General features: G+C 62.2%; 13 protein-coding genes. 5 read left to right on the top strand and 8 right to left on the bottom strand.

Going from position 1 to position 13,197, the window contains the following annotated elements:
• Positions 1-57: 57 nt before the first annotated feature.
• Positions 58-387, top strand: a complete 330-nt coding sequence (locus tag RHIBR816_RS0117825) for a hypothetical protein (protein WP_245262610.1) — start codon at positions 58-60, stop codon at positions 385-387.
• A 399-nt stretch (positions 388-786) separates the two neighbouring features.
• On the opposite strand, the gene nhaA is transcribed toward RHIBR816_RS0117825, so the two are convergent.
• From nhaA to RHIBR816_RS0117770, 8 genes are all read right to left on the bottom strand, one after another.
• Positions 787-1,959 (bottom strand): Na+/H+ antiporter NhaA, encoded by a 1,173-nt coding sequence (gene nhaA, locus RHIBR816_RS0117815; RefSeq protein ID WP_018237938.1) that lies wholly within the window; start codon positions 1,957-1,959, stop codon positions 787-789.
• Between the two features lie 1,024 nt (positions 1,960-2,983).
• Positions 2,984-3,304, bottom strand: a complete 321-nt coding sequence (locus RHIBR816_RS0117800; RefSeq protein WP_018237934.1) for a DUF1476 domain-containing protein — start codon at positions 3,302-3,304, stop codon at positions 2,984-2,986.
• A 293-nt stretch (positions 3,305-3,597) separates the two neighbouring features.
• The gene (paaX, locus tag RHIBR816_RS0117795; RefSeq protein WP_018237933.1) at positions 3,598-4,473 is read right to left on the bottom strand and encodes a phenylacetic acid degradation operon negative regulatory protein PaaX; all 876 of its coding nucleotides are present in this window, start codon (positions 4,471-4,473) and stop codon (positions 3,598-3,600) included.
• A gap of 119 nt (positions 4,474-4,592) precedes the next feature.
• Positions 4,593-5,321 carry a TfuA-like protein gene (locus RHIBR816_RS0117790; RefSeq protein ID WP_018237932.1) on the bottom strand — a complete coding sequence of 243 codons (729 nt, stop codon included), beginning with the start codon at positions 5,319-5,321 and terminating at the stop codon, positions 4,593-4,595.
• A gap of 103 nt (positions 5,322-5,424) precedes the next feature.
• Positions 5,425-5,877, bottom strand: a complete 453-nt coding sequence (locus RHIBR816_RS0117785; protein ID WP_018237931.1) for a helix-turn-helix domain-containing protein — start codon at positions 5,875-5,877, stop codon at positions 5,425-5,427.
• Positions 5,878-6,028: 151 nt separating this feature from the next.
• Positions 6,029-6,658: a LysE family translocator gene (locus RHIBR816_RS0117780; RefSeq protein ID WP_018237930.1), complete on the bottom strand. Its 630-nt coding sequence runs from the start codon at positions 6,656-6,658 to the stop codon at positions 6,029-6,031.
• The gene (locus RHIBR816_RS0117775; RefSeq protein ID WP_018237929.1) at positions 6,658-7,128 is read right to left on the bottom strand and encodes an Lrp/AsnC family transcriptional regulator; all 471 of its coding nucleotides are present in this window, start codon (positions 7,126-7,128) and stop codon (positions 6,658-6,660) included. The genes RHIBR816_RS0117780 and RHIBR816_RS0117775 overlap by 1 nt, the downstream gene beginning before the upstream one ends.
• A 43-nt stretch (positions 7,129-7,171) precedes the next feature.
• A complete protein-coding gene (locus RHIBR816_RS0117770) occupies positions 7,172-8,248 on the bottom strand; it encodes a LacI family DNA-binding transcriptional regulator (RefSeq protein WP_018237928.1) in 1,077 nt (358 codons plus the stop codon).
• Between the two features lie 239 nt (positions 8,249-8,487).
• Between RHIBR816_RS0117770 and RHIBR816_RS0117765 the strand changes: the two genes are divergently transcribed.
• The 4 genes from RHIBR816_RS0117765 (at position 8,488) to RHIBR816_RS0117750 (ending at position 13,197) form a co-directional block, all read left to right on the top strand.
• The gene (locus RHIBR816_RS0117765; RefSeq protein ID WP_018237927.1) at positions 8,488-9,480 is read left to right on the top strand and encodes an autoinducer 2 ABC transporter substrate-binding protein; all 993 of its coding nucleotides are present in this window, start codon (positions 8,488-8,490) and stop codon (positions 9,478-9,480) included.
• 213 nt (positions 9,481-9,693) lie between these two features.
• On the top strand, positions 9,694-11,208 hold the full coding sequence (locus tag RHIBR816_RS0117760) for a sugar ABC transporter ATP-binding protein (RefSeq protein ID WP_018237926.1): 1,515 nt from the start codon (positions 9,694-9,696) through the stop codon (positions 11,206-11,208).
• Positions 11,201-12,202 (top strand): ABC transporter permease, encoded by a 1,002-nt coding sequence (locus RHIBR816_RS0117755; protein WP_018237925.1) that lies wholly within the window; start codon positions 11,201-11,203, stop codon positions 12,200-12,202. Before RHIBR816_RS0117760 ends, RHIBR816_RS0117755 begins: the two co-directional genes overlap by 8 nt.
• Positions 12,199-13,197 (top strand): ABC transporter permease, encoded by a 999-nt coding sequence (locus tag RHIBR816_RS0117750; protein WP_018237924.1) that lies wholly within the window; start codon positions 12,199-12,201, stop codon positions 13,195-13,197. The genes RHIBR816_RS0117755 and RHIBR816_RS0117750 overlap by 4 nt, the downstream gene beginning before the upstream one ends.

The raw sequence follows: 13,197 nt of genomic DNA, 5'->3' as shown, positions 1-13,197 counted from the left end.
CGATCGTTATTTCTCGCCAGACTCCTCGGTCCGGCATTTGTCGCGGTTGCGATCGGAATGCTGATCAATCTCGACATGTACGAGACCATGATCGCGGAGGCGCTCCGCCCTGGCATCGTGTTCTATCTGTCCGGTTTGCTGTCGCTGCTCGCTGGCCTGACAATCGTCAACCTGCACAATAGGTGGCAGATGGACTGGGTCGTGATCATCACGGTGCTGGGCTGGTTGATGACAAGCGGTGGTATCATGCGCATCGTCTTGCCGCAGGTCGCCATTGCTGTCGGTTCTACCATCTATGGCGGGCGCGCCTCTACGATCGTCGTGGCGCTGCTGACCGGCACGTTCGGCGCTTTCCTTAGCTTCAAGGGTTACGTGCGGCGCGGCTGAGACCACGGAATTATAGGGATGCTCGCCAGCACTTGCGATGGTAGGTTCGGCCGTTATCACGAAATCGGCCGAACGGATGCAGAAGCTGACAAAAACACACGTCACTATCCTAACGGTCGTGAGCGTTCTCTTCATCGCGCAAGTCGTTTTGTCTTTAGCTGCCGTGCTGGGCTGGCTTCGCTGAGCGCAGTCCCCTTTGCAAGGGATGTTCCATCGACTGTCGCCGGCGGCCGCAGTGGGTCGAACTGCGGCGCTTGTGTGAGCAAGCACCGAAAGTCTGCGACTGATGCAGGGTCTCCCGTTCGACGCGGAATACTGCGCGTTAGAATCGCTAATCGCTAGCTGAGAATTTTGCCCCTCCCGCAAAACGGCCCCTGATCTGTCGTTAGCGGTGAAAAGTCAATGGCTATATTTTCCCGAATGGGGCCGACAAGCCAACACGAGCGAACCTGCAATTGCCGAGAGTACCGAACCGGCAAGCACCCCGATTTTGGCTTGATCCTGTAGCTGTTCAGAGTCTGGAAACGCGAGAAGGCTGACGAATATACTCATCGTGAAGCCGATCCCGCACAAAAGCGCCCCGCCAAAGATGTGTCGCCATGTTGCATGCTGCGGCATGTCGGCAATTCCCAAGCGAACTGCGACGACAGTTGTCAAAAAAACGCCTGTCATTTTCCCAAACACGAGCCCTAAGACAACGCCGCTCGTCACCGGTGATGCCCAAGGTGCAAGCTCCGTACCCGTCAAAGCGACGCCCGCGTTCGCCAAGCCGAAAATGGGTACCACGACGAACGGCACCACGTACTGTAAACGCTCTTCGAGCCGGTGCACCGGTGACTGTTCGGTATGGTGTTCGATGCCGGGTAGGCGACGGAGTGGTACGGTCGCTGCGAGCGCTACGCCGGCAAGTGTAGCATGAACGCCCGCCTGGAATACGAAGAACCACAGAACCACGCCAAGCGCCAGGTACGGCACCAGATGGCGCACCCTCCATCGGTTCATGGCCACAAGCAGTCCGAGCACCGCAACCGCGCCCGCCAGATAGCCGAAGTGCGGGCCGCCGGAATAAACGAGGGCGATGATGAGAACCACACCGAGATCGTCAATGATGGCGAGTGCTGCCAAGAACGCTTTCAACGAAGCGGGAACACGGTTCCCCAGGAGTGACAGAACGCCGAGCGCAAAGGCGATATCGGTCGCCGCGGGAATGGCCCATCCGCGCAAAGCTTCAGGATTGCCGAGGTTCAGACCGACATAGACAACCGCAGGAGCGGCCATTCCACCTGCCGCGGCAAGACCTGGCAAGGTGCGGCGCGGCCATGTCGCGAGCTCTCCGTCCAGCATCTCGCGTTTGATTTCGAGGCCAACCTGCAGAAAGAACAATGCCATCAGTGCATCATTTATCCAATGAAGTATGCTGAGAGGTCCTAGATGGACGTGCAGAATATGAAAGTATCCATCCGCGAGAGGAGAGTTTGCGAGGAGCAGGGCAAGACCAGCCGCCGCCACCAGGACAATCCCCGATGATGCCTCCGCATCAAGAAACTGACGCAAGATGGACTGTGACTTCACAATTCACTCCTGAGGCCGAACGACTGGTCGGATTCTCGAACACGGGTCGGCACTAAACATCTGATCCACGGCGCAATAACCTGCAGGGCTTCGAACCCGTTACTGTTGTCGTGGCAACTCGCCTGGACGGATCACTGGCGTCCTTCCGACGTCAGGGGCGGGTTCGACCATTTCAGTGTCACCGACACTCGGCGGCTTCAGAACTCCGTCGCATTCATCAAGCTTTTGCGTGAGCGTCCCCTGATCGGCGTCCCCATCCGGAGCGACGCGGCAACGCTCATTCTCGGCACCACTTCTGGCGTCCTGGGAAAGTGCTGACGTTGCGACCAGGGCCATGATTGCCAGCAACGGGGCGGCTACGAAATCTCTGGTTCGTTTTTGCCTCATTGGACTCGTCCTTCAGTTTAGGCGCCGCGGGAGCGACATCCTTCCGTGGCGTTAGAGGCTTGGAATAGGGGCCTAAACTGAAACCCGAATTCGTCAGCAACAGTTCCGGTGAGTAGCTGCCAATCGAATGCCAGACATAGGCGGTCCTTGATGGGGCGGTATCCGCGCGAGAAGATGTCGCGCGACAACGTCGGCGGCGATAGCCCCCGACTGCTCGCCAGTCTGGCCGAGCCGCACCAGAAGGCGCAGGCGCGCAGGATGACTCAAGAAGCGGGCTGGACAAATTCTGGTTCGACCGGGTGCTGAACCGGTAAGACCGGATTAAAAGTCACATTGTCGATCGGTTGTGGTGGAGCGCCGTCGGCGCGCCAACACAGATCGACTCGGCGGCTAGGTCCTGATCCGCTCCCTGATGGCCTGGAAGCAGTTTCACACCGAATGGGAGGAAGGGCCCGCCGCCCTCCGGAAGCTCAAAAGCCGCACCGGTCACCGATCAGCGCCAATATTCATCGCGTTACCTGCCGAAGTCGATGAATGGGATGGCGCTGACGAAAAAGAAGGCAAGGATCGCCAGGGCGATCAGTGTCACTATCACCGTAACCACGGTCGGTGGCTTTCTATCAGAACTCAGTGGTAGTCAGGTATCCCTGATCTGGTCGACAGCGGTCGCCAGTAGTTCGTCCATGATGACGCGAATCTGTTGATCGGACTGGGCGATGCCGGCCGCGTCGAAATCGGCGCGCACCTTGCGGAACACATCGTTGTCCCCTGCTTCTTCGAAGTCCGCGCGGACTACCTCCTGCGCATAGGTGTCGGCGTCCGCGCCGATTTTACCGAGCTTTTCAGCGGCCCACAGGCCAAGCAGCTTGTTACGCCGCGCCATCGCCTTGAACTTCAACTCCTCGTCAATTGCGAACTTCTTTTCGAAGCCTTCCTGACGGTCCCTTATGCTGCTCATCGCTTGGGCCTTCGTTTCAGATTGCGAGTTTCGACCTGGATCCGACATCCAGAAGATGACCGGCTAATCGAGAGTGGCGCGAATGGACGTCGTTGGCAAGACCAGGACATTCACGCAGATGATCGGCGACGGCTACAGCCTCAAGCTGGAACGGTTGGTTTCTGCTCCGACCCCGGAAAGGTGGGTGATGGCGGGCAGTCCGGACCTTCCGAGCGGCCGTCGGGAACGCCCACTTAGGGTCGAGTGCGGCATTCCGTTTCGAGTACCACATTGGCTTTTCGCCACTAGACAGCCTACGCTTCGAGCAGCGAAAGGCGCCTTTCTGTGTCCTCGGTCATGGCACTGAGCGGACCGGAGCCGTTGAGGAATGTGCGTGCGATGTGTTCGTCGGTCGCAGGGGACAGGTGCCGATAAAACGCGGCAAAGAGACGGCGCGCTTCGCTGCCGGGCCAGTCCTCGGGTAATGCCGCTGCGGGCAAGCGAGGATCATGCAGCAGCACGGTGCGGAAGCGGTGGATCAGAAGGAGCCGCATCGTCAGCGCGGTGGCGGGCGGAAAGGGGCGCTTCTGCGCAAGGCGGGCAACGGGCTCGAACTGGTCGAGGAAGGTGCGATAGGCGGCGGCATGCGGCGCGAGGTTCCAATACGCCCTGACGAAAGCGGCGAGTGCCTTCGGATCGGGCGAGTCGGCCCGAAGGATCAGGGAGTCAGCCAGTGCCGGTGCCGGTCTCGCCGGCCCGATGGCCAGGCGCGGGTCCAGACGCGCATAGCCGGCGCGCTCGAGGGCCTGCATCCTTTCCTCCGCTTCGGCGCCGGTGAGATGAACGAGCCGCCAGCTATCCTCTTCGGAACCGCCGAAAATCACGTGTGCCGCGGAAGCGAACTCGCTTCCGGCTCTCTTCGAAAGGCGATAATAGCTGCGTCGCCCCTCCCTTTCGCCCAGGAGCTGGCCGGCGGCAACGAGCCGCGAGACGGCGGTCCGCACCAGCGTTTCGCTGATGCCGACGGCGGCGCAGGTCTCGATCAGATTGCCGATCCACACGACGCCGCCGCGAGGTTCCACCACGTCCCCATAGATCGTCACGATGAACCCGGCGGCCTTCAGGGGGGTCTGAGCGAGAATGTTTTCGACGAGTTCCGCGACCCGATCGTCCGCCCCATTGCCTGCCATCGATTGCCTCCTCGCCGCCTGCAGCCCCGCATCACATTCCACGGGCGGCCGCAGAACACAATCGGGAATGGCGCAGGAGAAAACACCGACGCTGGACGATGCGGCGTAGTGGCCAGCGTTCAGGCTCCCGCCTTTTTATCGGACGGCGGCAACTGCCCCAGCAGTTTCGTCCAGAGACTGGTCGCGTTGAATTTCCAGTCTTGCGGAGGCGCGTGTCTTTCCGTCGGCATCCGCCGCAGCGCTTCGAGGAGTTCAAGCGCATCGATGCGCTTCTGGTCGACGTAGTTGTCGCGCAGCATTGCGGCATCCGCACCCAAAGGAACTCTGGCGCGGGAAAGCAGCGCGGACCAGGTCCGTTCCTTGTAGAACAGGCTTGCCGCCGCAGCCTCGATGTCGACCGCATCCGAGACGGAAAGGGTGGCCTGTTCGGAGAGGTAACGAAGCGTGGCGCGCAGATTGACGAGCGGCACGGTAAGTGCCGCATAATCGAGTTCCTGCGGTGCATGCAGCAGCGCCACGTCCGAATCGTCCATCGTCTCGCCCGCAACGTATTGGCGAAAGACGTCGCCGATCCCGACCATGCCGAACGGGGCGCATTCGGCCGCCCTGAGGGCTCCCATGCTGCCCCCGCCGAGGACCGCGACGCCCTCGGAGAGTGCGAAGAGAATTTCCTTGTGCCAGACCGGGGCGACATATTCAAAATTGCCATCGATCAGGCCGATGGCCGCGGCGCCATCATGTACGGCGCGCAGGATGTCGCCCTGCGTGGCGGGCGGGCGGATCGTCAGTGCGTCGCCGGCTACCTTGGCGGCATCGGGGACGGTCGGGCCGACGAACACGATCTTCATGCGGCCCCCGCAAGGCGAACATTCCGGACCACATCGAGGCACGCCGCTTTGCGCGAAAGGGATCGAGCGGCCCCTTGCTCACCGAACCGATGACCGGGAGCGGTCAGCCGTGCAAAGGCTCTGCGTGGCGGGCGGTCGGCTGCACGGCCGCCTGTTCCGTCTCACCGGATTGCGCCATGGCCGCGACGAGGGCGATGATCTTCTTGCGCAAAACCGGATCGGCGATCTTCAGGAAGGCCCTGTTGAGGGCGATCCCCTCCTTCGAGGCGACGAAGGACGAGATTTCGTGCGACTCATGAACGTCGGCCGCCGTCTCGCCCGACTGGGGCCTTTCGTCCTGCTGGAAGAAAAAGCTCGGATGAACGCCGAGGATATCGGCGATCGCCTGCAAACGGCTCGCGCCGATGCGGTTCGTGCCTTTCTCGTATTTCTGCACTTGCTGGAAGGTGATACCGAGGCCGTCGGCCAGTTTTTCCTGGCTCATTCCGACCATCAGTCGTCGCATCCGAACGCGTGAACCGACGAAGGTATCGATCGGATTGGGATTCTTCTTCATTTGCGATTCTCCTCGCGATCTCTCGTCATAGTTATATATAAGTTTGCTCGAATGCGCGAGCGGATGCAATCACTGCGCGCTAATTTCCATGATGGAATGGCGCTTTTGCGGCAGGGCTCGGCGACGGCCTCGCGCAGGCCGTCGAATGAGGTCATTGCACCGCCAGGCCAGCAGCCGCCGAGGCCAGGGCGACCAGGCCGAAAGCGATCAGGAGGCCGCCGGAAAGGCGCGAGGTCCAGGCGGCAAAACCGTCGGGTAACCTGGTCTTCGCGATTGCGACGCCGCCACTCAGGAGAAACCACCAACCCAGCGACCCGAGGAAGACGCCGGCGACGACGATCGCAGCGCTCGATCCATCGCCGACGGCGGCGAGACCAAGACCCGCAAATATCGCGGCGAAGGTCAGGATGGTCGTCGGGTTTGCCATCGTCAGCAGGAAGGTCGCTGTCGTCGTATGCAGCAGATCGCGTGCACCAATCTCTGCCGCTGCCGCAACCGGGCGTGGCCGCAAACCGCGCCAACCGAGCCACAGCATGAAGACGCCGCCGACGAGACCGAGGGGCACCGAAAGCGTCGTGAGAAACGTCGCAAATGCTGCAAAGCCGGCCGCCGCCATCAGTGCGTAGGTCGCATCGGCCAGCGCCGTCCCGAGGCCACCGGCGGCGCCGGCCCAGAAGCCACGTTCCAGCGTGCGGCTGATGCAAAGCGTGCCGATCGGGCCGAGCGGTGCGGCGATGGCAAGCCCGAGGAGCAGCCCCTTCGTGAACAGCAATAGGGTCATCATCTTTCTCGCTTGGCATCCCCCGCGGCCGGCAGGGTGACGGGACGTTCCATGGCGGTGGAAAGCGCGATGACGGTCTCGCTCCTCGCGAGATAGCGGCGTGCTTTCAGCTCCGCCAGAAAGGGTTCGATATCACCGAGTGTCGGCATGCGCACCTTGGCGCAGTAGGACCATGCCCCGGTGACGTGATGGCACTCCGCGACTGCCGGATGGGAGGCGATGAAACTGCGAAATTCGCCCTCGTCGGTTTCGGTCGCCAGGGCGATCCAGACGAAGGCGAGCACGTCGAAGCCGAGGATCCGGTGGTCGACGTCGAGCGTGAAGCGGCGGATGACGCCACTGGTGACCAGACGGCGGATGCGCTCGTTGACCGCCGAGGGCGAAAGGTCCACCGCGGCGCCGATGTCCGTCAGCGAGGCGCGAGCGTCGTCAGCGAGAATACCAATGATTTTTCTGTCTGTAGTATCCATGACAGAAAAATACCTTGATACGTCGCTAATGTACAGAGAATATTTAAGGCCTGCCTCGCGGCAGGTCGATGTCCTTCAGGGCATCGAGCGGCCCGGTCAGTGCCGTCCTCGGCGGCACGAGCTCCGGCTCGACCAGATGAATGCGTGGCGCCGCCCGAGGCTGCTCGATCACCTCGAAGGCCTTGGCGATCATCCTCTCGACGTCCTGCCGGATCATGATGACGGGGAAGGGGAGGAAGGAGGCGAACGGATCGTAGTCGTAGCAGCCGACGACGAGGTCCGTGAAATTGTCGTGCGGATGTTCGGCCATGAAGCGCAGCAGGCCCTCGAAATTGATCGACGAGTTCACGAAGAGGCCGCGGGGCAGCTTGCCGTGCCGGGCGTAGAAGGCCTCGAAGGCTTTTCGAGCGTTGTTCGGGGCGTAGCCGGTCGGCTGGATGCATTCGTCCGGATCGTCCCCGAGCAGTTCCTTCTTCACGGCCCGGAAGCCGCGGATACGCTCATGGCTCGCATGGTCGTTGCGGCCGCCGAAAAGATAGAGATCGCGCGGCCGGAGTGGCCGGTCGGCGGGAAAGTGGCGGATGATCGCCTCGGTCAGCAGCCGGCCGCCTTCGAAATTGTCGCTGATGACAGACGGCACCTTCGTGCCCGGCAGGTCGATATTGATGTGCTTCAGGCCGGCCGCTTCGCAGACCTCGTGAACCCCGTCCGGATCCGTTGCGCCGCAGATGAACAATTCGTCGATCGAATAGGAAATCAGCGTTTCGGCGGTCTTGCGTTCTTCCTCCGGGTCGCGGCTGGCGCTGACGACAATCGGGCACTGGCCCTTGCTGCGCACATGCGCTTCGAAGGTCTGGGCGAGCGAGGAGAAGTAGCGGTTGTCGTGCACGGGCAGGAGCAGCCCGACGAGGCCCGAGCGCGAGCTGCGCAATCCGCGCGCCTGGCGGTTCGCCGTATACTGGTGGGTTTCGGCGAGGCTGCGGATGAGCTCGGCGGTGCTTTCCTTGATGCGCCGCTTGCGCCAGGTGCCGTTCAGCACGGCGCTGACCGTCGAGGGCGAGCTGCCCGAGAGCACGGAGAGATCGTAGATCGTCGCCTTTTTCTTGCCGCTGCTCGCCATCTGAGCCCCCTCGAATCCCTTAGAGCCGATTTCCGCTTGACGAAAGATTAAGTCTGCAGGATAGTCTCTGCACCATCGATTGTGCAAACAAGAAATATCGATTGCGCACGGCATGGGTCGTCTGAGGAGGCGGCGGTCAGCGGCGGGAAACTCGCTTCTCGTCATAGGAGGACTGAAAATGGAGGCCGGCGCGCCAGCGCCCGGGAGAGTTCCCGTTGCGGGAACTGTGGAGGAGAGACATGATCAAGAGAATTCTTGCTGCCGCGCTCGCGGCATCGCTTTCGCTCGCCGGTGCCTTTTCCGTCGCGGCGCAGGATGCGCCGAAGGTCGGCGTGGTCGTCAAAATCGGCGGCATTCCGTGGTTCAACGCCATGGAAATGGGCATCAAGGAGCGCGGCCAGAAGCTAGGCCTCGACGCCTTCATGGTCGGCCCGACGAGCGCCGACCCGGCGCTGCAGGTCCGCGCCATCGAGGATCTGATCGCCCAGGGCGTGAAAGTCATCGGCGTCGTGCCCAACGATGCCAAGGTGCTGGAGCCGGTCCTTACCAAGGCGAAGGAAAAGGGCATCATCGTCATCACCCATGAATCGCCGAGCCAGAAGGGCGCCGACTGGGACTTCGAGCTTGCCTCGTCCCAAGGCTTCGGTGAGGCGCATGGCAAGCTGTTGGCCGAGAAAATGGGCGGCAAGGGCGAGTATGCGGTCTTCGTCGGTTCGCTCACCGTGCCTCTGCACAATGCCTGGGCCGATGCGGCGATCGCCTATATCAAGAAGAACTATCCGGAGATGACGCTGGTCGGAGAACGATACGGCGTTGCCGAGGACGTCGACAAGAGTCGCTCGACGGCGCTTGACCTGATTTCCGCCCATCCGAACCTCAAAGGTTTCCTGGCCTTCGGCAGCCAGGGCCCGATCGGCGCCGGCCGCGCCATCGAAGAACGGCGTAAGGTGGGCGAGATCTTCGTTCTCGGGCCGTTTTCGCCCGGGCAGGGCCAGAAGCTGGTGAAGTCCGACGCGATCTCCGGCGGCTTCATGTGGAATCCTAAGCAGGCCGGCGAAGTCTTTGTAACCATGGCCGACAAGCTCCTCAAGGGCGAGGAGGTGAAGGACGGCGATGAGATCGAAGGCCTCGGCGTGGTCCATCCGGACTTCCAGAACCGCAACATCATCGTCGACCAGCTCGTGCCGATCAACAAGGACACCGTCGCAGATCTCGCCGCGATGGGCCTCTGATAGTGTTTCCAGACGGGATGCCGCGCCGTGCATCCCGTCCTACAGCGCCGCGCGATGCGCAAAGGTCGCTGTAGCACTTTGAATTGCTGCATGTCTTTATCCTTAAGTCAGGGTCGATTTAAGGAGGAATGCAATCGGGTTCTCCCGGCTGCTGGGCCGGCTCCGGCCGGCCTGGCAAGTCTTCAGAAACGAAGTTCGACAGGCGCAGGATCCATGCATCAGGCTACGAGCGCGACGGTCAGCGAAAAGCCGCTTCTGTCCCTTCGCAACATCAACATGACCTTCGGCGGCGTCAAGGCGCTGAAGAATGTGAGCTTCGAGGTCAGCCCCGGCGAGGTGCATTGTCTGGCAGGCGAGAACGGTTGCGGCAAGAGCACACTCATCAAGGTGATCACCGGCGTCTATCGCCCCGCCGACGGCGCCGTCATCGAATATGACGGTGAGACCTATTCGCATATGTCGCCGGTCACCGCCCAGGACCGCGGCATCCAGGTGATCTGGCAGGACCTGGCGCTGTTTCCGGAAATGAGCGTCGCGGAAAACATCGCGTTCAGCGAGATCGTGGGCCGCCGGCCGCGTCTCGTCGACTACGGACGCATGCGCCGGATCGCGATCGAGGCCTTGGCCCGTCTCGGTATTACGCTCGACGTCGACCTGCCGCTCAAGGAATACGCGATTGCCCAGCGCCAGATCGTGGCGATCGCCCGGGCACTCATCGGCGAGGCGAAGATCGTCTTCATGGACGAGCCGACCGCATCGCTGACGCAGTCGGAGACCGACCACCTCCTCGATATCGTCCGCAATCTCTCAGCCTCCGGCGTTGCCGTCGTCTTCGTCAGTCACCGGCTGGCCGAGGTTCTGGAGATTTCGAGCCGCATCACCGTCCTGCGCGACGGCGCGTTGGTCGGGGTCTATCCCGCCGCCGGCATGACGCAGTCGCGCATCACCGAACTGATGACCGGCAAGACCTTCGACCAGCACGTCCGCGCACGCCCGAATGACGATCAGCCGGTGGTGCTCGAGGTTCGGGGGCTGACGCGGCCGGGACAGTTCGAAGATATTTCGCTTACCGTCCGGCGCGGCGAAACGATAGGCATTACCGGTTTGCTGGGAGCAGGTCGGACCGAACTGGCGCTCGCTCTTTTCGGCATGCTGAGGCCCGCTTCGGGCAGGATCAGCATCGAGGGCAAGGAGGTCCGCTTCACCTCCAACCGCGATGCGATCAAGGCGGGTGTTGCCTATCTCTCGGAGGACCGGCTGTCGCTGGGACTCGTCCAGCCGCAGTCGATTGCCGACAATCTGGTGATCGCCTCGCTCCGCAAGATCCTTTCCGGGGGACTGCTCTCCGACGATCGCAAGCGCGGCCTCGTCTCCCGCTGGATCGCCGATCTCGGGGTCAGGATTGGTCGCCAGGCCGATGCGATCTCCACGCTTTCGGGTGGCAACCAGCAGCGCGTCGCGATCGCCAAATGGCTCGCCACCGATCCGAAGATCCTCATTCTCGACTGCCCTACGGTTGGCGTCGATGTCGGCGCGCGCGCCGGCATTTTTGACATCGTCGCCAAGCTCGCCGAGACCGGCCTTGCGATCATCCTCATCTCCGACGAGGTGCCGGAGGTCTATTTCAATGCCGACCGTGTCCTGCACATGGCGCAGGGCCGCATCGTCGGCAGCTATGACCCGCGCCAAACGCGGCTCGAAGACGTCGAGGCGGCCGTCTATGCGTAGCCTGATCCGTACTCACGCGACCGAATTCTCGCTGCTGGCGGTGATCGTCGTCATCAGCACCGTGCTTTCCTTCGCCACGGCGAACTTCTTTTCGCTCGGCAACGCCTTCGACCTTTTGAACATCAGCGCCGTCAACATCATTTTCGCCGTCGGCCTGCTGGTGGTTCTGATCGCCGGCGGCATCGACATCTCCTTCGCCGTCGCCGCTTCGGTCGTGCAATATTGTACGGCGATCGTGCTCGGCTGGATCGGCGGGGGCGGCTGGGTCTCCGGGCTCCTGATCGCGGGGGCGCTCGGCGTGCTGCTCGGCTGCCTCAATGCGTTCCTGATCCACCGCTTCCGGATCATCTCGATCGTCGCGACGATCTCCACCTTCAACATCTATTTCGGGCTGCTGATGTTCTTCACCAGGGGCGTGTCGATCTACGACCTGCCCGACTGGCTGACCGACCGGGTCATCCTCTTCGAGCATGAAATGCCGGACGGGACCTGGATCGAAATCACGCTGCCGGTTCTCGTCATGATCATCTGTGTTGTCGCCACCTGGACGCTGATCACCCGCACCACTGTCGGCCGCCAGCTCTATGCCTTCGGCGACAATCCGGAAGGGGCGCGCCGCTTCGGTATCAATATCGGCGCGATGCAGTTCATCGCCTTCGGCTGGCTCGGCCTGATGGCCGGTATCGGCGGGCTGATCCAGGCGCATTATGCCCAGGAAGTGGTGCCGAACGCGCTTTATGGCCGCGAACTCGACGTGCTTGCCGCGGTGGTGCTCGGCGGCGCCCGGCTGGGCGGCGGCAAGGGTTCGGTGCTCGGCTGCGTTCTCGGCGTTCTCCTGATCTCGATCACCCAGAACGGCCTCAACCTGATGGGAGTCTCGCCCTTTGCCTTCAAGATGATCGTCGGCGCCATCATCCTGCTCGCCATCACGCTTTCCAATACGCGGGTCGAGCGTTTGCTCTCCTTCGTCGGACAGAAGGGGGCGGGCCGATGACCACTATCCTCGAGCGCGTGAAAACGGCCCTCGGGCCGGAGATGGCCGGACCCGGCCTCGCCTTCGTCGCCGTCGTCCTTGTCTTCGGACTTGCCTCGCCGCAGTTCCTGAGTGCGGCGACCTTCGGCTCCGTCGCCTTCCAGCTTCCGGAACTGGGTCTCCTGACGCTTGCGATGCTGCTGCCGATCCTGACCGGCGGCCTCAATCTGGCTATCACTTTCACCGCGAATATCGCCGGGCTGACGCTTGCCTGGGTCCTCAGGGAGAATGGCGGGGTCGATGCCGGCGTTGGCATCTTCATCGTCGGCTGCCTCATGGCGCTCTTGGTCGGCGCGGCGAGCGGCGTCGTGATGGGGCTGGTGATCGCCTTTACCCGCGCCCATCCGATCCTCGTGTCGCTCTCGATGATGATTTTTCTGCGCGGCCTCGGCGAGTTCCTGACGCGTGGCGGCGATATTTCCGGTTTCCCCGCCTTCGTGGGGCCGATCGGCCATGGCTCGGTCGCCGGCATTCCCGTGCCGCTGATCGTGTTCATCGTCTGCGTCCTCGGCTGGCACGTGCTGCTCGGGCGCACCAAGCTCGGCTTCAACACCTATATGATCGGCTCAAATCTCGAGGCGACGCGCTACTCCGGCATCAACACGCGCAAGGCGATCGTCCTCGTCTATACGCTCTCCGGCGTAATGTGCGCCATTGCCGGCATCATCATGCTGGCGCGATTCAATTCGGTGCGCATCGGTCACGGCGAGTCCTACCTGCTGATCACCGTGCTTGCCTGCTTCCTCGGCGGCGTCAATCCGTTCGGCGGCTTCGGCCGGGTGATCCCCGTCTTCGTGGCGCTCGTCGTGCTGCAGCTTCTGTCGTCAGGCCTCAATCTCATAGGGGCGAACCAGCATCTCGCGACCGCCGTCTGGGGCATCCTGCTCGTCGGCGTGATGATCCTTCGCTGGGTCGCTTCGAAAATCAAGATTTCAATCATCAGAAGAGGATCATGA

Origin of the sequence: Ensifer sp. BR816, from assembly GCF_000378985.1 — a bacterium.
In the GTDB taxonomy this organism is placed as follows: Bacteria; Pseudomonadota; Alphaproteobacteria; order Rhizobiales; family Rhizobiaceae; genus Sinorhizobium.
Note: the sequence above shows the minus strand (reverse complement) of the source record. Positions and strands in the feature narration are given on the sequence as shown.